The sequence below is a fragment of the Actinokineospora spheciospongiae genome (genome assembly GCF_003182415.1).
Taxonomy (GTDB): domain Bacteria; phylum Actinomycetota; class Actinomycetes; order Mycobacteriales; family Pseudonocardiaceae; genus Actinokineospora; species Actinokineospora spheciospongiae.
This window is the reverse complement of record NZ_QHCP01000019.1, coordinates 35,270-54,220: the sequence shown is the minus strand read 5'-3', so window position 1 is coordinate 54,220 and position 18,951 is coordinate 35,270. Positions and strand designations below refer to the sequence as shown.

Below are 18,951 nucleotides of genomic sequence, written 5' to 3'. Positions count from 1 at the left end.
CGCTGTCAAGTCCTGTCGATCACGCTGCGGCATCGATACGCCGTCGAACTGTGGAGCGCGGGTGCATCCAGTCACGACGGTCATCGTGAGAATACCGTCCATTCACGTCCACTCGACACAATCTGAGCTGCGGATATGCGGCTCGTGCAGGGAGAATGCCCAGGTGGTGAATCAGTTGCGAAGCGTCACCGTACATCCGAAAGTGAACAACAGGTTCCTTTCCGGTCAGCACTGCGCCATTCGGGCCAATGATGGTTCGTCAAATCGAGGCGTGACAGTATCTGGCGGTGGAGAGCGCCCGAATCGGCGGCTTGCTTATTCGGAGCAATCCGGGTAACTGAACGCTGACAACGGTGGAGGACTCCACCGACTTGTCGGACGAACGCGCAGCAGAAGCCACCAGCGGAGAGTGCGGACTATGTGGACGAGGTGTCCGGAGACGACACTGCCCGGGGGTTGCGACCGGTGAGCGCCGAGGACGAGACCCGGTCCACCCAGGAGCGCCCCGACGGCGGGCGGGCGGGCGACCCCGCCACCGCCGAGCGCGAGCGCGCCATCCTCGCCCCCAAGCCCCGCGGGCCCAGACCCCGGCGCGACCCCGCCGCGGCGACCGGGGCCTGGCAGCCGAAGAACTGGCGGCTGCGCACCAAGATGACCGTGGTGCTGCTGGTGCCCGCGCTCACCGCGGCCGTCTTCGGCTGGCTGCGGGTGCAGACCGAGCTGGACAACGCCGACGGCTACCAGCGCATCGTCGACCAGGTCGACGTCTCCCAGCAGGTCACCGCCACCGTGCACGCGTTGCAGCACGAGCGCGCGCTGGTCGTCACCCGGGTGGCGGCGGGCGACACGGGGATGGCCGACAACGCGGGCATCCGCGAGCAGTTCACCCGCACGGACGAAGCGGTGTTCGCGCTGCGCCAGTCGCTCGGGGGCCTGCGGCTGCCCGACGCCGAGAAGCGCAACCGCTACCAGCTCGCCTTCGACCAGCTCCGCCAGCTCGACGCGCTGCGCCAGCTCGCCCAGGGCGCGGTGTACCCGGACCTGGCCGTGCTGAGCAGCTACAACACCATCATCGACCCGCTGGTGCAGCTCGGCCGGGAGATCTCGACGTCCGGTTCCGACAGCGGGCCGTCCCGGGTGAGCACCGCGGTGCAGACCCTGGGGCAGGCCAAGGAGCGCGGCGCGCAGCTCGACGCGCTGCTGCTGGTCGCCGCCGTGCACAACACCTTCGGCGCGGGCATCGTGCAGAACCGGGCCCGCTCGGTGGACGCGGGCTTCGACGCCGCCATCGCCGACTTCGTCGCGGTCGCCACCCCGGACGAGCGGCAGACCTACAACGACGGCTACAGCGGCCCGGAGGTCGACCGCCGCCGCGCGATCGCGCAGACCGCGCTGTCCAGCGCCGACCCGGTGGCCCCGCTCGACACCGACGTGGTGATGCTGTCGGACACCTCGGTCGCGGCCAACGACAAGCTGCGCGCGGTCGAGACGAACCTGATCGCCCGGCTGCGCGCGCAGGCCGAGTCCGCCGCCGACACCGCGATCGCCGCGGCCACCCGCGACGCGGCCATCGTGATCGCGCTGCTGGTGCTGGCCCTCGGGCTGATGTTCTACATCGCCTGGTCCATCCTGACCCCGATCCGCACGCTGCGCCGCGAGGCCCTCGACGTGGCCAGGGTGCGGCTGCCGGAGACGGTCAAGCGCATCCTCGACGACCCGGACCCGGTCGCCGCGTCCCGCAACGCCGTCGCCCCGGTCGCGGTCTCCGGCGGCGAGGAGATCGGCCAGCTCGCCCGCTCGTTCGACGCGGTGCACGAGCAGGCGGTGCGCATGGCCACCGAGCAGGCCGTGCTGCGCGACAACGTCAACGCGATCTTCGTCAACCTGTCCCGGCGCAGCCAGGCGCTGATCGAGCGCCAGCTCGCCGAGCTCGACCAGCTCGAGCAGAACGAGCAGGACCCCGACCAGCTCGGCCGGTTCTTCGTCCTGGACCACCTGGCCGCCCGGATGCGGCGCAACAGCGAGAACCTGCTGATCCTCTCCGGCAGCGGCCTGGCCAAGCGGATGGCCCGCCCGGTCCCGGTCGGCGAGGTCGTCGAGTCGGCGCTGTCGGAGGTCGAGCACTACACCAGGGTGCGGGTCAAGCAGGTCCCCGACCTGCTGGTCCAGGGCCGGGTCGTCAAGGACCTGGTGCACCTCATCGCGGAACTGCTGGACAACGCGGCCACCTTCTCCGCCCCCGACACCCAGGTACTGGTCAGCTCGGCCAGGGTGCGCAGCGGCGAGGTCGCCATCCAGATCTCCGACGAGGGCATGGGCATGACCGACGAGGAGCTGGAGGAGGCCAACGAGCGCCTGGCCGACCCGCCGGACTTCGACGTGTCGCTGTCGCGCCGCATGGGCCTCTACGTCGTCGCCCGCCTGGCCCAGCGCCACGCCATCCGCGTCCGCCTGCACGGCGGCGTCGACGCGGGCACCACCGCGGTCATCACCCTGCCCGCGGACCTGATGGCCAAACCCGGCCGCCGCGGCGGCCCGCCCACCAACCCCGGCGCCACCGGCGGCCTGCCCACCGTGGTCGACCCCCTGTCCCCCGCCCAGCAGGCCCCGGGCGGCTTCGCGGGCAACCTGCTGCCCGCCCGCGCCAACCCCGACGCCCCCTGGTTCAAGCCCAAACCCCAGGACTCCCCGGAACCGGCGGCGGCCGAGGAGGACTGGCGCGCGGTCCGGTCCAAACTGGACAACGTCCCGGACAGCGGCCAGGGCCCCGGCGCCCTGCCCCGCCGCTCCTCCGCCGCCCCCGGCGACCGCACCGCCGCCACCCGGGGCCGCCCCCGCCGCACCCTCCCCGACACCCCGTCGACCGGCGGCACCCGGGGTGAGCAGCCGCCGAGCGGACCGCGCCGCCCCCAGCCGGACTCCCCCTCGACCCCGGCGGGCGGCACCCCGACGCCCCGGACCGACCGCGCGAGCGCCCCCGGCGGCCCCCGGAGCAACGACAACGGCTCCCGACGCGGCGCCCGCGCGCTGCCCGGCGGCACGGACGCCACCGACACCCGGTCGCCACGCCCCGAGCGCGACGGTCCGGGCGACACCGGTCCCCGCACCGCGGGCACGGACCACGCGGGTACCTCCGGCAACGGCACCCGGGGTTCGGGCACACGCGCGAGCGCCCACGCCGCCGACGGCACCGGTACCCGAGGCCCGGGCGGCGCGGAAAGCCGGACGGGAGCACCCCCGAGCGCCCGCGGCGGTGCGGGCGGTGCCGGGAACAACGGCCCGGACACGGGCACCCGCGACGGTCGAGGCGGTGTGACGAGCATCAGCGGCCACGCCACCGGGAACAACACCCCGGGCCACCCCGGCTCCGGCGCCCGGAACGGCGGCGCCGACGGCCGCGGCGACGGCACGGGATCGCACAGCAGGCCCGGCGCGGGCGGCTCCGGGCCGCGCGGCACCGCCGAGCGCACCGGCACCCCGCCACAGGGCCTCCCCGCCCAGCGCCCCGCCCCGAACCGCGCGCCGGGCGGCACGGGAACCCACCGCATCCCCGCCACCGACCGCCCCGGCGCCACCGGGTCCGACCCGCGCCCCGCCACACCCCCGCACGGCCTGCCCACCCAGCGCCCGACCCCGGGCGCGACCGGCAACGGCAAGCAGGCAGGCGCCGGGAACGGCGGCGCACCCGAAGCCCCCGCCGAGAGCGGGCGCGGCCGCCGCGCGGGCTCCGACAGCGCCGACCCGACCGGCAACGGGTTCAGCGCAGGCACCGGGAACGGTGCCGGGAACAACTCCGACAGCGGGCGCGGTTCACGGGGCAACAGCCTCAGCGGTGACCTCGGCAACGGCGCGGCGGGCACCCACCCGGCAGGCCCCGGTGCCGCGAACGGCGCCCACGGCACCGCCGGGAACGGCGGCGGCTCCGACCACGCACCCGGCAACGGCAGCGGACCCGGCCGCACCCCCGGCAACCGCAGCGGGTCGGACCGCACACCCGACAACCGCACCGAATCCGGCCACCCACTCGGCAACGGCGCCAGGTCCGGCAACGCACCCGGCAACGGCAACGGGTTCAACCACACACCCGACAACAACGCCAGGCCCGGCCACACACCCGGCAACGGCGCCGGGTCCAGCAACGCACCCGGCAACGGCGCCGGGTCCAGCAACGCACCCGGCAACGGCAACGGGTTCGGCCACGCACCCGGCGGCGGTCCGCGCGGTGGCTTCGGCGGGTCCGCCGAGGACGGCCACCACGGCGCCGACGGGCAGGGCGGCTTCGGGGCGCCCGCGCAGCGCACCCCCGAGGAGACCCGGGCCCGGCTCGCGGGCCTGCAGCGGGGCCTGCGCCGGGCGCGCGGGTCGGACGTGGACGAGGGGCGCGACGATCGGGGCGAGCGGTGACCCGGCCGGGCCGGTCGCGGCGGGTCGAGGCGGCGGTGGCGCGGGCCGGGGTCCGGCACGACGACCTCGGCTGGTTCCTGGCCGAGTTCGTGACCAGGGTGCCCGACGCGGCGCACGCGCTGGTGGTGTCCTCCGACGGGTTGGTGCTGGCGTCGTCGGAGACGTTGCCGCGGGTCAACGCGCAGCAGTTGGCCGCGATCGTGTCCGGGTTGGCCGGGCTGACCGAGGCGGCGGCGAAGTGCCTGGACGCGGGGCGGGTGGTGCAGACCAGCGTGGACATGACGCTGGGGTACCTGTTCCTGATGTCCATGGGCGAGGGGTCGCACGTGGCGGTGCTGGCGGCGGCCGATTGCGAACTGGGCCTGCTGGCCTACGAGATGAGCACGTTGGTCGAGCGGGTCGGCGCCCGGTTGACCCCGGAGTTGCGCGCGTCGCTGGCCGCCGCCGCGCGGGAGTAGCGCCGCACACCTGTCCCATGCCGAGAGAGTGATCCATCGATGTTGCCCGTGCACGTGTTCACCGAAGCTGAGCGGAACTCGCTTCGCACCGCCCTGGGGTCCGTCCGCGCCGACCCGTACGCCGACCGGCCCGCGTTCGCTGCCGGGGTGGCCGGGCTGGTGGAGCGCGGGGAGGTGCCGCCGGTGCTGCTGGGCGTCGCCGAGCGGGTGCGGGCCGAACGCGCGGCGGGGGTGCACGCGCACGCGCTGCGCAACTGCCCGCTCGACCCGGACATCCCGCTGCTGGACCAGGACGACCCGCTGACCGACAAGTACGCGCGGAAGAAGACCTTCATCGGCGAGGCGTTCCTGGAGCTGTTCGGGCAGCTCACCGCCACGCCGCTGCTGTCGTACGCGACCCGGTTCAACGGCGACTTCTACGTCGACGTCATCGCCATCACCCGCTACCGGGGCAAGCAGACCGGCTACAGCGACGGCGAGCTGGCGTTCCACAACGACCGCGCCGCGCACCCGGTGCGCGCCGACCACATCACCCTGCTGGGGATGCGCTGCCCGGACAGCGAGGTCACCTACACCGGTTTCGTCAGCGGCGACGCCCTGCGCGCCTACGTCGGGGAGCACTTGGAAACGTTGCGGCAGGAGCACTTCGTCACCCCGTTCGACGTGGTGTCGCGGGACAACAACAGGGCGTTGACCGTCTCGGAGAAGCACGCGATCTTCTCCGGTGAGCGCACCGTGCGCTACGTGGACACGCACACGACCGTCGCGCCGGACGCGCCGCCGGAGGCGAAGGACGCGCTGATCGCCCTCAAGGACGCGTTGGTGCGCGCGGACAAGAGCAGGCACCGCATCCTCACCGGCGACCTGTTCACCTTCGCCAACCAGGACGGGCTGCACAGCCGCGAGCACCTGGAGATCACCGACCCGGAGCTGGCCGCGACCCGGTGGCTGCTCAAGACCTACGCCTTCCGCGACGAGGCGGCGGCCGCCGCGCACGCCGACCGCTGGGTCGACGGCGTGGTCGGGCGCGTCGGGGACTGATGATGCGCAACGAGCAGGGCGCGCGGCGCGCGCAGACCGTCGCCGTGGTGGGCAGCGGCCCGCGCGGGCTGATCACCGTCGAGCGGATGGCGGCCAGGCTGGCCGAGGAGCAGACCGACCGGCTGGTCGACATCCACCTGATCGACGCCGTCGAGGTGGGCGCGGGCCGGGTCTACCGGACGGATCAGCCCGGGTGGTACCTGATGAACACCGTGGCGGGCATGGTGTCGGCGTTCTCCGGGGTGCCGGACGAGGGCCCGGTGCGGGCGGGCGCGGGGCCGTCGCTGTACGAGTGGTGGGCCGGGGTGGACCCGGAGAACGCCAGCCCGGACGGGTACGCCTCGCGCGCGGACTACGGCCGCTACACCCGTTTCCTGCTGGACGCGGTGGAGCAGAACCTGCCGCGCGGGGTGCGGCTGCTGCGGGTGCGCGCCGCGGTGGAGGACATCGGCCCGGACGGCGACGGCTACCTGCTGCGGCTGTCCACCGGCGAGGACCTGCGCGCCGACCAGGTGGTGCTGACCACCGGGCACACCGTGCCGGAGCTGACCGGCCGGGAGAAGGCGCTGGCCGACTTCGCCGCCGACCGGGTGGGCCCGCGCTACCTGCGCGGCGACTCCGCCGCGGACATGCCGCTGGCCGACATCGCCCCGGGAACCCCGGTCGGGGTGATCGGGCTGGGGCTGTCGTTCTACGACGTGCTGGCCGCGTTCACCCTGGGCCGGGGCGGGCGGTTCGTGCCGGACGGCGACCGGTTGCGCTACCTGCCCTCCGGCCGCGAACCGGTGGTGGTGGCCGGGTCGCGCAGCGGGATGCCGCTGCCCGCTCGCGGGCGCAACCAGAAGCCGCCGAGGTTCGCCTACCGGCCGACGCTGTTCACCCAGGACAACATCCGCGCCCGGGTGCCGTCGGGGCCGCTGGACTTCCGCCGCGACGTGCTGCCCTGGCTGCTGGCCGAGGTGGACCTGGTCGGCTGCGCGACCCGGTTGCGGCTGCGCGACGGGGAGGAGGCCGGGGTCGCCTTCACCCACGCCGTGGCCCGCGCCGTCGAGGGACTGGCCGACCCGGCGGTGCCGCCGGACGTGACCGCGATGGCGGCGGTGCACGGGGTGCTGGTGGACAAGGCCGACCTGGACGCGCTGGCCCGCCCGTTCTCCGGCCGCACCTTCGCCGACCGGGCCGAGTTCGACGCGGCGCTGACCGGGGCGGTGGCCGCCGACCTGGCCGAGGCCGAGCTGGGCAACGTCGACTCCCCGCACAAGGCGGCGATGGACGTGCTGCGCGACTGCCGGGGCATGATCATGCGGCTGGCGGACTTCTCCGGCCTGACCCCGCGCTCGCACCGCGAGGACCTGATCGACTGGTACGGCCCGCGCAGCGCGTTCCTGGCCGCCGGGCCGCCGCCGGTGCGGCTGCGGCAGGTGCTGGCGCTGCTGGAGGCGGGGGTGCTGCGGGTGATCGGCCCGGCGGCCCGGTTCGACCCGGACCCGGGGGCGGGCCGGTTCGTGGTGTCCTCACCGGTGGTCGGCGGCGCGGCGGTGCACGTCGACGTGGTGGTCGACGCCCGCATCCCCTCCCCCGATCTGGACCGGGACCTGAGCCCGCTGACCAGGCGGCTGCGCGAGCGCGGCATTTGGACCGCCTACGCCAACGGGGACTTCCGCACCGGGGGCGTGGCGGTGACGACGAGCCCGTACCACCCGGTGGACCGCGACGGCCGCGCGCACACCGGGCTGCACGTGGTCGGCATCCCCACCGAGCACACCCGGTGGTTCATGCAGGTGGGCAGCAACCGCCCGGGCCTGTGGGGGGACCTGGTGCACGACGCCGACGCGATCGCCGCGCACGTGCTCAAGGGCGGGACCTGACCGTGCCCCGCTCAGCGCGCGTCGGCCGGGGGCAGTGCGGCGTCGACCGTGGTGACCTCGGCGGTGCGGGCGATGATGCGCAGCGCCCACTCGTGCACGTCCGGGTCGCCGGTGGCGGTGGCGTCGGCCAGGACCCGCACGCGGTAGTCGCGGTCGTGCGCCTCGCGGGCGGCCGAGAGCACGACCAGTTCGGTGGCGACCCCGGTCAGCAGCACGGTGTCGACGCCGAGCCCGCGCAGCAGCAGGTCCAGGTGGGTGCCGTGGAACGGGCTCACCCGGCGCTTGACCACGACCGGCTCACCCGGGCGCGGCGCGACCCGGTCGTGCACGGTGGTGCCCCAGGTGCCCAGCGTGGGCTTGTCGTCGTCGGTGCGGGCGCGGAACAGCGGCGAGGCGGCGGGCCAGTCGGCGTAGCCGGGTTCGAAGCCGATCACGACGTAGACCACCGGGATGCCCGCCGCCCTGGCGCGCTCGACGGCGGTGGCGGCGCGGTCGAGGACGCCGCGCCCGTCGACGGCGCGGTGGTAGCCCTCCCCGGCCTTCTTGCCGTCGGGGTGGACCAGGTCGTTCATCAGGTCGAGCACCAGCAACGCGGAACCGGGCAGCACGGCGTCCTCCTCGCTCACACTTGCGACCGGATGCTCGCACAATGGGACGACAAAGGGCACGGTCCGGTGAGGATCGTGGATGACCATGCGGGAAACCGCCCGGGGAGGGCACCGTGAGCACACCGGACGACGACTTCGGCCACCTGGTCCACCGCACACCGGCGCGCGTGGTGCGCGCGGAGCGCACCGAGGACGTGGTGGCGGCCGTCACCGGCGCCCGGGCGGACGGGCTCCGGCTGGCCGCGCGGGGCGCGGGGCACTCGGTCTACGGCCGGTCCCAGGTGGACGGCGGGGTGGTCGTGGACGTGACCGCCCTGCGCCGGGTCGAGGCACCCCGGGACGGGCGGGTCACGGTCGCGGCGGGGGCCACCTGGCGCGCGGTCGTCGAGGAGACCCTGCCGCGCGGCCTGCTGCCCCCGGTGCTGCCCGACTACCTGGACCTGACGGTGGGCGGCACGGTCGTCGTCGGCGGGGTCGGCGGGACCACCCACGCCCTCGGGGTCACCAGCGACCACGTCCTGGGGTTGGAGGTGGTGACCGGCGCGGGCGAGGTGCGCACCTGCTCGCCCACCGAGTCCCCGGAGCTGTTCGACGCGGTGCGCGGCGGCCTCGGCCAGGTCGGGGTGGTCACCGAGGTGACGCTCGGGCTGGTCGAGGCCCCCGCGCACGCCCGCCGCCACACGATCACCTGCCCGGACCTGCCCACCATGCTCGCCGACGCGCGGGTGCTGCTGGCCGACGGCCGCTGGGACCACCTGCAGGGCGCAATCCTGCCGACCCCCGACGGCTGGAAGTACACGCTGGAGGGCGCGGAGCTGTTCTCCGACAAGGCCGATGACGCCCTGGACGGCATCGAGGGCACCGTGCAGACCTGCACCGTCACCCACGCCGAACTGCTCTCGCGGCTGGAGCCGCTGGAGACGGCGCTGCGCGGGCTGGGGGCGTGGGGGAACCCGCACCCGTGGCTGACCACGTTCCTCGGTGACGCCGCCGCCGACGACGTGCTCCCCCGGCTGCTGGACCGGACCGACCCGGCCGACCTGGGGCGGTTCGGCCGGGTCGCGCTGTCGCCGATCCGCGCGGGCGCCATCGCGACCCCGCTGGTGCGCACCCCGGGCGGCGGGGACCTCTTCGCGCTCAACCTGCTGCGCTTCCCGGCGGGCGACGCGGAGACCGCGCGGCGGCTGGTCGCGGACAACCGCGCGGCCTACGAGCTGGTCCGCGCGGCGGGCGGCGTGCTCTACCCGGTCAGCGCCCTGCCGATGAGCCCGGCCGACTGGGCCGCGCACTTCGGCGAGCGCTTCCCCGCCCTCGCCGGAGCACGCGCCGCGCACGACCCGGACGGCCTGATGACCCCGGGCTACGAGGTCTTCTGACCGCTACACCGGCGCCTTGTCACCGGCTCCCAGCACGCGGCCGGACGGCGCGTCGACCGCTTGCGCCGGGACGACGACGGCCACGGTGGCCGGGGTGACCGGCTCGGGCACCGGGGCGACGACCAGGTCCAGCGCCGCCAGCGCCCCGGCCAGCGCGGCGTCGAGCCCGGCCGGTTCGTCGGCGGACACGACCAGCCAGCCCAGCTTGCGGCCCGCCTCGGTGAACGGCAGCACCCGGTCGCCCGGTCCGACGAACAGGTCCACCCCGGCCACCGCGGGCAGCGCGCGCACCGCGTCGAGGTCCCCGACGGCCACCACCTCGCCCGGCACGTCCAGCGGTGAGGTCAGCACGTGCAGCAGCGTCGGCCGCGGCGGCGCCGGGTCGAACCCGAACGGCTCGCCCAGCACCAGGTCCAGCAGCGCTCCGACAATGTCCACACCGGACACGGCGGCGGCGAGCCCGGGCAGGCCGTTGCCGCTGAGCCGGGCACCGACCTCCAGCACGTACCGGGTGCCGTCGGGGCTCAGCACCACGTCGAAGTTCGCCGGGCCGTCGGGCAGGTCCATCGCCGCGCACAGGGCGGCGGCCTCGTCGAGCAGCGCGCGCTCCACCGCCGGGTCCAGCACCGCGGGCGCCTGGTGGCCGAGGATGAGGAAGCGCGGGCCGGGGTCGATCCGCTTCTCGGTGATCAGCGACCAGCCGACCGCGCCACCGCGCAGGAACACGTTGACGGTGAAGTTGCGCCCCGCCAGGAACTCCTCCACGATCACCTGCCCCGACGGGGAGAAGACCGCCGCGTTGGCCAGCGCCGGACCCAGGTCCGCCCGCCCGTCGACGCGCAGCACGCCGCGGCAGCCGGAGGCGTCGGTGGGCTTGACCACCACGGGGAACCGGAAGTCGGCGACGGTCGCGGCCAGCTCGGCGAGGTCGTCGGACTGCGCCCAGCGGTAGGTCGCCACGCCCGCCGCGGCGGCCAGCCGGTGGAACGCCGACTTGTCCATCGACGCGGCGACGGCCGCCGCCGGGTAGCGCCACGGGGTGGCGAACCGCTCGGAGAGCACCTGCCAGGACTCCAGGCAGGTGTCGGCCGCGGTGGAGACGACCCCGGCGACCGGCCTGCCCGCGAGCGCGGCGGCGATGGCGTCGTGGTCCGTCGTGGACAGCGGGAGGAATTCGTCGGCCAGCGCGATGCCCGGCCGGTCCGCGCGCATGTCCACCGCGACGGTCCGCAGCCCGCGGCGGCGCGCCTCCCGGTAGAGCACGACCTGCTCCTCACCGGCGCCGAGCACCACCAGCACCGGCTCGGCGCGGGTGGGCGGCGGCACCGGGGTGGCGCCGCCGTCGACCATGTCCGCCGGGTCGATGTCCACAGTGGCCTCCCTGACGTAGTAGTGCCTGCGCGGGCGGGCATCGAGCATCCGCCGGTGCAGGTAGCGGCCGACCAGGGCGGTGGAGGCCAGCCCCAGCGCGGTCACCAGCGTGACCACCGCCAGCAGGACCGAGTGCGCCACCAAACCGAACACGCCGAGGAGGGCCAGCAGGAGCGCGGCGGGGGCGGCCACGCCCGCGACCCCGTACATGATGTTCAGCGGACGCCAGGAGAAGCCCAGCAGCAGCTCGAAGGCGTCCCCGGCGAGGCGGCCGAAGCGGAACTTCGACGTGCCCGCCGTCCGGTCCCGGTGCGCCACCGGGACGCTGGTGTAGCGCGCACCGACCTGCGGGGCCTTCGCCACGAAGTGCGAGTTCGCCGTGGGCAGGTCCACGATGGTCCGCCCGACCGCGGTGCGCACCACCCGGAACGAGCTGGCACCCTGCGGCACCTCGATGCCCAGCAACCCCCGGGCGACCCGGTGGGTGCCCGCCGCGCCGACCCGGCGCAACCAGTTGTCCTTGCGGTCGCGGCGCACGCCGAAGACCACGTCGTAGCCCTCGGCCGCCTTGTCCAGCAGCGCCCAGGTCTCCTCCGCCGGGAACTGGAGGTCGGCGTCGAGCTGCACCGCCCACGGCTTGCCCGCGTACCGGAAGCCCGCGGTGACCGCGGCGGGCAGGCCGAAGTTGCGGGCGAAGGACACGTAGCGCACCCGGGGGTCGCGGGCGGCGACGGCCTTGATCCGGGCCAGGGTGTCGTCGGAGCTGCCGTCGTCGATGAACAGGACCTCCAGGTCCCCCACCGGGTCCAGGGCCGCGCACACCGCCGCGTGCGCCACCTCGACCTGCGCGCCCTCGTTGTAGCAGGGGATGATCGCGGTGAGCCCGGTCGCGGTCGCGGTGTTGATCGCTCTGCCCGTCACATCAGCCTCCGCGACCAGGTCTCCGGCGTCAGCTCGTTGACGATCTCCAGGTCCAGGTTGTAGTTGAAGTCCTTGGGGCCGGTCGCGGCGATCCACTCGACCATGCCGGTCAGCCCCTCGCGCAGGCCGACCTCGGTGCGGTAGTCCAGCAGCCCGCGCGCCTTGTCCGAGCTGCACGTGGCGTGGTGGACCTCCAGCGGCCGGGCGGGCATGAAGACCGGGTCGCACGGCACGCCGATGATCTCGCAGATCAGCTCGGCCAGCTCCAGCACGCTCACCTCGCCCTCGTCCGGGCCGACGTTGACGACCTCACCGGTGATGCCGGGGTCGGTGCCCAGCCGGGTCAGGCAGGACAGCACGTCGCCGACGAAGCTGAAGCAGCGCAACTGGCTGCCGTCGCCGTAGACCACCGGCGGCAGCCCGCGCAGCACCCGGTTGATCATGATGGCGGCGACGTTGCGGTACGGGTCGTCGAAGCGCTGCCGGGTGCCGATGATGTTGTGCGGCACCGCGATGTTCCACTCCATCCCGTGCACCCCGGCGATCGCGCGCACCTGGAGGTCGGCGGCGTACTTGGCGATGCCGTACGGGGTCAGCGGCTCGGGGGTCATGTCCTCGGTGAACGGCGGGACCAGCTTGCCGTAGCGCGACATCGACGAGCAGTGCACGAACCGGCGCACCCCCGCGCGCACCGAGGCCGACAGCATGGCCACGGTGGCGCTGGTCGTGTGCTCGTGGACCAGGTAGGGGGCGAACACCGACAGGCCCTCGTACGGGGCGGCTGCGCAGTGGTAGACCAGTTCCACCCCGTCGAAGAGGTGGTCGAGGTCGAGGGCGTCGCGGCAGTCGAGTTCGTGGAAATCGACGCCCTCGGGAATGTTCTCCTTGAATCCGTCCATCATGTTGTCGATGCCGCGAACGGAGTAACCCCGGCCGAGCAGGTCATCGGCCAAATGGCTGCCCAGAAAGCCCGCCACCCCCGTGATGAGGACCGGATTTCCCATCGAAGACCCTTCCCTAGAACCCGCCACCAGCCGTGGTCACGCCTGGTTGAGACCCCCTGGGCCCCGATCGGGACGACGGGGGCCGGACGACTCGCGCCGCGCGGCCCGGGCACGGCGAAAAGACCACCGGAGCCGGAATCGGTGGCACACCCGGGTTGGGAGCGGACGAGAAGTGATCGGGACTATAACCCCGGGCCGACCAGGGGAAAAGGTTCTTCTTAAACAGATCTTTGCCAGATGGGGCTTTTGTCGCCGCGTTACTCCGAGCGGAGCACGGTGCACTGGTCGTGGATGAGCAGCCAGGCGCCGCCGACCCGGGTGAAGGTGAGCCCCATCCGGAACCGGGACGGCTCGGCGCCGGGTCCGCCGACGTAGGTCACGTCCACCACCGCGGTCGCGGTCGCCTCCGTGGCGGTTGACCGACGGTGGTCCACTGTGTACGTCCAGTCACCACCGGCGAACCACTCGCGGTGGAACCCGACCACCTCGTCGGCCCCGGACAGCATGTCGCCGCTGGGGATGATCACCGTGACGTCCGGGTGCACGGTGGCCCGATAGGCCTCCAGGTCGCGGGCGACGACCGCGCCGAGGTGGCGCTCGATCGCCCGGTCGGCCGTCTCGCCGGTGTTCGGGTCCTGGACATCCACGGTGCGCCTCCGGGAGAGTGTGGGCCGCGCGGGCGGGGGCGCGGTGAGCGTAGCCGCGGGCCGGTTCCGCGAGAAGGTCTCCTGGAGGGCGGTCCGGTGCACGCGGTACTCCTCGACCCGCTGGTCGACCCGGTCCCCGACGCCTGGGACGGGCTGGTCGCCGCGACCGGCGCCCCCGCGCTGTGGCGCTCGGCGCTGCTGGTCACCGCCGCCTGGGCCGCGCAGGCACCGACCGTGCTGGGCGTGGTGTCGGACGGGTCGGAGCCGGTGGCGCTGTTCCACGGTCGGTTCCAGGGGCCGACCGACGTCCGCCGGTTCGCCCGGCCGGGGGCGGTGCCGGTGGCGGGGGTGTTCGAGTGCCGCCTGGCACCCGCGTCGGTCGCCGGGTACCGGTTCGCCCGGTCGCTGGACGCGGCGGGCAGGCGGGCGGCGGTGGTGGCGTTCGAGTCGGCGGTGCGCGCCCGCTTCCGTTGGCGGGTCGCGGGTTTCTGCTACCGGCACGTCACCGAGGACGTGGTGCCCGCTGTGTCCGGCCGGTTCCGCGGGGCGATCGCGGTCTCCCCCGACACGGTGCTCGACGTCGAGTGGACCGCGGTGGCGGACTACCTGCGGGTGCTGCCGCCGAAGTGGCGCTCGCAGCTTCGCAAGATCCGGGCCACCGTCGCCGAGGACACCGCGGTGCGCCGCGAGGTGGCCGCCGCCGTCCCGGCCGGGCAGGCCGCCCGGCTGGTCAACCAGGTCCGCGACCGCCACCGCTCGCCCGGTGTGGTCCGGCCGCCGATCCCGGAGCGCTACTTCACCCTGCTCAACGACGACCCGTCGACCCGGTTCACCGCCTACCGCGCGGGCTCGGACCTGCTGGCCGTGTCGACGGTGCACGACACGGGCGCGGAGCTGGTCATGAGCTACTGGGGCATCCGGGACCGCACCGAGGGCGGTCGGCCGAACCTGTACTTCGACCACTACGTGGCCATGGTGGAGCTGGCGATCACCTCCGGTCGCCGCGCGCTGCTGCCGGGCAAGGGGATGACGCACATCAAGGAGCGGTTCGGCGCGCGCACCGTGCCGAACTTCGTGGTGGTGGGCCGGTGAGCCGGGCGCGGGCGCTGCTGCGCCGGGTGGCCGTCACCCTCGGCCGCTCCCCGGACCGCGACACCGCGTCGGCCACCTGCGCCCAGTGCGGCAGCCGCTCGTCCACAGTGGTGCACCGCCTGAGCCGCCGCCGGGTGAGCTACTGGTGCACCGCGTGCACCGCCGTGGTCACCACGGGTGACCTGTCCGTGTTGGACGAACCACCGCCGGTGCCCGCCGAACCGGTCGACCCGCACGCGGCCGTCCTCGCCCCACCGGTCCTGGCCTGGGCGCGCACCCACGCCGCGCGCCTGCTCGACCGCCCGGTCCTGGACCGCGCCGCCTACAAGGAACTGCACACCCGCTTCGACCGCGCCGAGTCCCCCGGCCTGCCCGGCGTCTCGGCGGTCGTCGGCAGGCTGCACGAGTCCTGCTACCGCGCCGACCGGGTCACCGCCTCGTTCCCCGCCGCCCCCGGCCTGGCCGAGCGCGTCGAGCACGCCCGCCGCTGGCTGGCCCGCGACGCCCGCGACCTGTGCTGGGTCATCAGCGCCGAGACCGCCGACCACCCGCCGCTCGACGAGGTCGAGAAGGCCGGCGCCGCGTGGGCCGAGGGCGGGCCGCTGGACCGCGAGCAGGCGAGCGCGCTGCGCACCGCCCTGTTCGGCACCGACGGCGGCCCCGGCTGCAAGGTCCTGCTGCGGTCCTTCGACGACACCGAGGTCACCGCCGCCCTCGACGCCTACCTGCGCACCCGCGCCCGCCCGCTGCGCGCGGCCACCCTCACGGCGCTGGATCGCTGAGCAGGACCGGGGTCCGGTGCCTGCGGCACAGGTCCACGCGGGCGAAGTCCCCGGCCGGGACGGCGATCCGCGACAGCGTGGGCCGCCGCCTGCGCAGCGCCGTGACGACGAGGGCACCGCCGGTCGCGGTGACGTGGAAGCAGCGCCACAGCACGTGCCAGTGGCCGCAGACCGGTGAGCGGCCCGCGAAGTAGCCCAGGTGCGGGTCGAACAGCACGGCCGCCCTCCCCCGGTGCCCCGAGACCTCGGCGGCGGCCAGGCGCAGGACCACCGGGCCGACGTGGTCGAGCCGGGCGGTCAGCTCCGCCACCGCCGCCGGGGGCGCCACCAGCACCGGCCGCGCCGGGGTGCGGGCCCGGGCGGGGCCGTCCAGGTCCGGGGTGGACACGACGACCGGCGCGTAGGCGGGACCGGCCGGGGTGAGGCGGGTCCAGGGAACCCAGGCGGGGCGGGCCTCCACCACCGGCGTCGCCCGGCCCCACCGGCCCGCCAGGCGGACGGCGGCGGCGAGGTCACCGGGGACACCGGTCCACAGCGTCGGCTCCCGCGCCGGGGTGAACGGCGACGCCAGCGGGCACAGCGCCCACAACCGGTCCGCCAGCTCCGCCGAGGGCACCGGCCCACCGCGCGCCCCCGCCCCCACCAGCCGCTCCCGGTAGAACGGGACCTCGCGCAACGCCCGGTCGGCGACCGCGTCCGCCGCCTCGGCCCACCGGGGCCCGGAGAAGACCAGCACCGTTCCACCTCTCCCGGTGCCCGGCCCCGGCAGTGGGCCGAATGGCCGCGCCCCCTTGGGCCGAGTCGCCGATTTTGCTTTCCCGCAAGGAATTCATCCGTAGTATGCCGGTTCTGGATTCGGGCAACACCATCGTTGGAGCCACAGCCCATGAGCGATACCGACACCGGCCTGCGCACGCACCGGAAATTCATCGTCCTGGCGGTCCTCACCGCCGTCGCCGCCGCCGCGGTCTGGGTGGGCTTCCCGCACCAGAAGGCGATCCCCAACGTCTGGGTGCTGCTGGCGAAGCTGGTGCCGTTCGTGCTCGCCGTGGAGACCATCGCGGCGATGCGGTTCGGTCCCGAGGTCCGGCGCCGGATCTCCCTGGCGGCCCTGCCGGTGTGCTTCCTGGTGTTCTTCACGTTCTTCGTGCCGCAGATCTTCTTCGCCGCGGCGAACGAGAAGAGCTTCTACTACCTGGTGCTGACGCTGACGCCGTTCATCATCCTGGCCCTCACCCTGGCCCACCGGCTCGGCGGCGGCGCGCCGGGCACCGCGCGCAGGCACGGCTACGCGATGCTGCTGCTGCAGCTCTCCGGCCTGGAGGACCTGGCGTTCCTGACGATCAACCCGCACACCGACCCGGCCTGGACCCCGATCCCCGAGGTGTGGACCTGGGCCGACCACATGACCGTCCGGCTGGGACACCCGGCGAGCAAGTACGAGGCGTTCACCCTCATCGCCGTCCACGTCGTCCTGGCCGTCCTGGTGCTCACCCTGCCGGACCGCTTCTGGCTGCGCCTGGTCGGCAAGGGCAAGCAGACCCCCGGCGCCGTCGCCACCACCCCGGCCCCCGGAGCGGGCGCGGGCGCCACGGCGGTGACCACCGGCACCCCGGCGGGCGGGTCCGAGAAGCACCCCGAACCCGCCGGTCACTGACCCGGCGATGACCGCACCGACCCAACTCGCCGAACCGACCGCCCCGCGCGGCCGGTTCGGCCGGGGGCTCGGGGGCAAGGTGCGCGTCGTCCTCGGCCGCGGCGTGGCCCGCGGCGCCATCCAACTGTCACTGCTGGGCCTGCTCCCGGTGTGGGGCGCGGACGCGTTCGGCCGGTACGTGGCCGCCACCGGCGCGTTCACCTGGGTGGTCGGCGTGGTGCTCGGGGTGGAGAAGGCGGCGCTGACCGCGGTCCCCCGGACCAGGCTGCTCGCCGCGCAGACCACCCGGATGCTGATCGGCCGCGCGGCGGCGCTCTTCGCCGCGGGCCTGCTCGCCGCGGCCGCCCTGTCCCCCGTGGGCGGCGCCCCCGCCCTCTACGGCCTGGCCGCGGCCAACGCGGCGGGCATGGGCCTGCTGTCGGTGCTCGCCGCCGTCCACAGGTTGGCCGACCACCCGGAGCGCGACAGCTACGGCTACGCCGGGTACGCGGTGTGGGTGCTGGGCATGGGCGGGCTGGCCCTGGCCGGGGTGCTGCGCCCGTACGGCTACCTGCTCGCGCTGACCACCGGGCTCGTCGTCGCCTGCGCGGTCCTGGCCTGGCTGGTCCCCGCCCTGCGCACCCGCCCCACCCACCGCCGCGACCTCGCCCGCCTGCTCAACCGGCGGGTCGTCCTCCTCGGCCTCACCGACGTCACCGACTCCGCCGGGGTCTCCATCCTGTTCGTGGTCCTGGCAGCGGTGGACAAACCCGCCGACAGCGCACTGGTCTACCTGATGCTGCTGGTGTCGAGCACCCTCGGCTCCTTCGGCATCCTGGTGCTGCGGCTGATCCAACCGAGCACGTCGCTGCGCCTGCGCGGCACCGGCGGCGCGAGCGGCAGGCTGCGCGCCCGCACCATGCTCGGCCGGACCGCGATCGGAGCGGGCGGCATCGCCGTGGCCACCACCGGGGCCCTGCTCACCGCGCGGTCGGCACTCGGCCCGGACGCCCTCGCCGCGATCGGACGCCACCCACTGGCGATCGGCGGCCTGGTCCTGGTGGAGATGACGTCGTTCTGCATGGTCGTCTACGCGGTGTTCCTGCTGGAGAACACCAACGGCGCGGTCCTGTCACTGACGACGTCGGCGGCCCTGGCCAGCCTGGTCGCCACGGTGGCCACCGCACTCGTGGTGGTGACCACGCTCGGCGCGGTCGGCGCGTTCCTGGCGCTGGTGGTGGGCTTGGCGGTCAAGGCGGCGGTGCTGCACGCCCGCCTGCGCCCCCACCCGGTGATCGACGTCCCCCTGCCCGACTGACACCGCCACCGGGCGACGTCATCACCGAACCACCACCAAGCGCGACCGCCAAGCCCCCGCCGTCCGTTGCAACCCCCTCCCAGGTGCGGCCGACCAGTCCATGGACCTCTTCAGCCGCCTGACCCACGTGAGTTTGGGTAGCTGGCATCTACGTAGATCCTCTCCACCCAAATAGATCCTCTCCACCCAAGGTCCGACGACTGGTTCATCGGATGAGCCGCCGAACCCAACCCACACCACAGGCGTCTCGACAGCGTCCCCAACTCCTCTCATCCCACCCGGTGTTGTTGCTCCTCCTGGGCAGTGACCTGCACATGATGGAACGGCTCACCGCCTACGACCGGCCCCTCTTCGGCCGCGCCGACAACATGACCCCGGGTCCGCTCAACCCCGCCGAGACCGGCCTCGCAGGTGCCCAGGCACTC

The 18,951-nt window shown here is 74.4% G+C and carries 14 protein-coding genes; 9 read left to right on the top strand and 5 right to left on the bottom strand.

The window, feature by feature from the left end; genetic code table 11:
- Window positions 1–465: 465 nt before the first annotated feature.
- The 4 genes from DFQ13_RS35725 to DFQ13_RS31610 are packed head-to-tail and all read left to right on the top strand — an operon-like array spanning window position 466 to window position 7,771.
- Window positions 466–4,404: a nitrate- and nitrite sensing domain-containing protein gene (locus tag DFQ13_RS35725; protein ID WP_146241425.1), complete on the top strand. Its 3,939-nt coding sequence runs from the start codon at window positions 466–468 to the stop codon at window positions 4,402–4,404.
- A gap of 35 nt (window positions 4,405–4,439) precedes the next feature.
- The gene (locus DFQ13_RS31620; protein WP_035285788.1) at window positions 4,440–4,862 is read left to right on the top strand and encodes a roadblock/LC7 domain-containing protein; all 423 of its coding nucleotides are present in this window, start codon (window positions 4,440–4,442) and stop codon (window positions 4,860–4,862) included.
- A gap of 39 nt (window positions 4,863–4,901) precedes the next feature.
- Complete coding sequence (locus tag DFQ13_RS31615; protein ID WP_110082456.1) at window positions 4,902–5,903, top strand: TauD/TfdA family dioxygenase; 1,002 nt, start codon at window positions 4,902–4,904, stop codon at window positions 5,901–5,903.
- 2 nt (window positions 5,904–5,905) lie between these two features.
- Window positions 5,906–7,771, top strand: coding sequence for an FAD/NAD(P)-binding protein (locus DFQ13_RS31610; RefSeq protein ID WP_181400244.1), 1,866 nt, complete (start codon window positions 5,906–5,908; stop codon window positions 7,769–7,771).
- Window positions 7,772–7,782: 11 nt separating this feature from the next.
- Here DFQ13_RS31610 and DFQ13_RS31605 read toward each other — a convergent pair whose 3' ends face one another.
- Complete coding sequence (locus tag DFQ13_RS31605; RefSeq protein ID WP_181400243.1) at window positions 7,783–8,397, bottom strand: cysteine hydrolase family protein; 615 nt, start codon at window positions 8,395–8,397, stop codon at window positions 7,783–7,785.
- Window positions 8,398–8,492: 95 nt separating this feature from the next.
- Between DFQ13_RS31605 and DFQ13_RS31600 the strand changes: the two genes are divergently transcribed.
- Window positions 8,493–9,755, top strand: coding sequence for an FAD-binding protein (locus tag DFQ13_RS31600; protein ID WP_110082453.1), 1,263 nt, complete (start codon window positions 8,493–8,495; stop codon window positions 9,753–9,755).
- Window positions 9,756–9,758: 3 nt separating this feature from the next.
- Here DFQ13_RS31600 and DFQ13_RS34275 read toward each other — a convergent pair whose 3' ends face one another.
- The 3 genes from DFQ13_RS34275 to DFQ13_RS31585 form a co-directional block, all read right to left on the bottom strand.
- Complete coding sequence (locus DFQ13_RS34275; protein ID WP_181400242.1) at window positions 9,759–12,047, bottom strand: glycosyltransferase; 2,289 nt, start codon at window positions 12,045–12,047, stop codon at window positions 9,759–9,761.
- Window positions 12,044–13,051, bottom strand: a complete 1,008-nt coding sequence (locus DFQ13_RS31590) for an NAD-dependent epimerase/dehydratase family protein (RefSeq protein ID WP_110082452.1) — start codon at window positions 13,049–13,051, stop codon at window positions 12,044–12,046. The genes DFQ13_RS34275 and DFQ13_RS31590 overlap by 4 nt, the downstream gene beginning before the upstream one ends.
- A gap of 257 nt (window positions 13,052–13,308) precedes the next feature.
- On the bottom strand, window positions 13,309–13,698 hold the full coding sequence (locus DFQ13_RS31585; RefSeq protein WP_110082479.1) for a YybH family protein: 390 nt from the start codon (window positions 13,696–13,698) through the stop codon (window positions 13,309–13,311).
- A 96-nt stretch (window positions 13,699–13,794) separates the two neighbouring features.
- Here DFQ13_RS31585 and DFQ13_RS31580 point away from each other — a divergent pair, with 96 nt between their 5' ends.
- Window positions 13,795–14,790 (top strand): hypothetical protein, encoded by a 996-nt coding sequence (locus DFQ13_RS31580; protein WP_110082451.1) that lies wholly within the window; start codon window positions 13,795–13,797, stop codon window positions 14,788–14,790.
- Window positions 14,787–15,572: a hypothetical protein gene (locus DFQ13_RS31575; protein WP_110082450.1), complete on the top strand. Its 786-nt coding sequence runs from the start codon at window positions 14,787–14,789 to the stop codon at window positions 15,570–15,572. The genes DFQ13_RS31580 and DFQ13_RS31575 overlap by 4 nt, the downstream gene beginning before the upstream one ends.
- On the opposite strand, the gene DFQ13_RS31570 is transcribed toward DFQ13_RS31575, so the two are convergent.
- Window positions 15,553–16,308 carry a hypothetical protein gene (locus tag DFQ13_RS31570; protein WP_110082449.1) on the bottom strand — a complete coding sequence of 252 codons (756 nt, stop codon included), beginning with the start codon at window positions 16,306–16,308 and terminating at the stop codon, window positions 15,553–15,555. The genes DFQ13_RS31575 and DFQ13_RS31570 overlap by 20 nt on opposite strands.
- 150 nt (window positions 16,309–16,458) lie before the next feature.
- On the opposite strand from DFQ13_RS31570, the gene DFQ13_RS31565 reads away from it, so the two are divergent.
- Both DFQ13_RS31565 and DFQ13_RS31560 read left to right on the top strand, forming a co-directional pair.
- Window positions 16,459–17,229, top strand: coding sequence for a hypothetical protein (locus DFQ13_RS31565; RefSeq protein ID WP_110082448.1), 771 nt, complete (start codon window positions 16,459–16,461; stop codon window positions 17,227–17,229).
- A 7-nt stretch (window positions 17,230–17,236) separates the two neighbouring features.
- On the top strand, window positions 17,237–18,526 hold the full coding sequence (locus tag DFQ13_RS31560; RefSeq protein ID WP_110082447.1) for a hypothetical protein: 1,290 nt from the start codon (window positions 17,237–17,239) through the stop codon (window positions 18,524–18,526).
- Window positions 18,527–18,951: the final 425 nt, after the last annotated feature.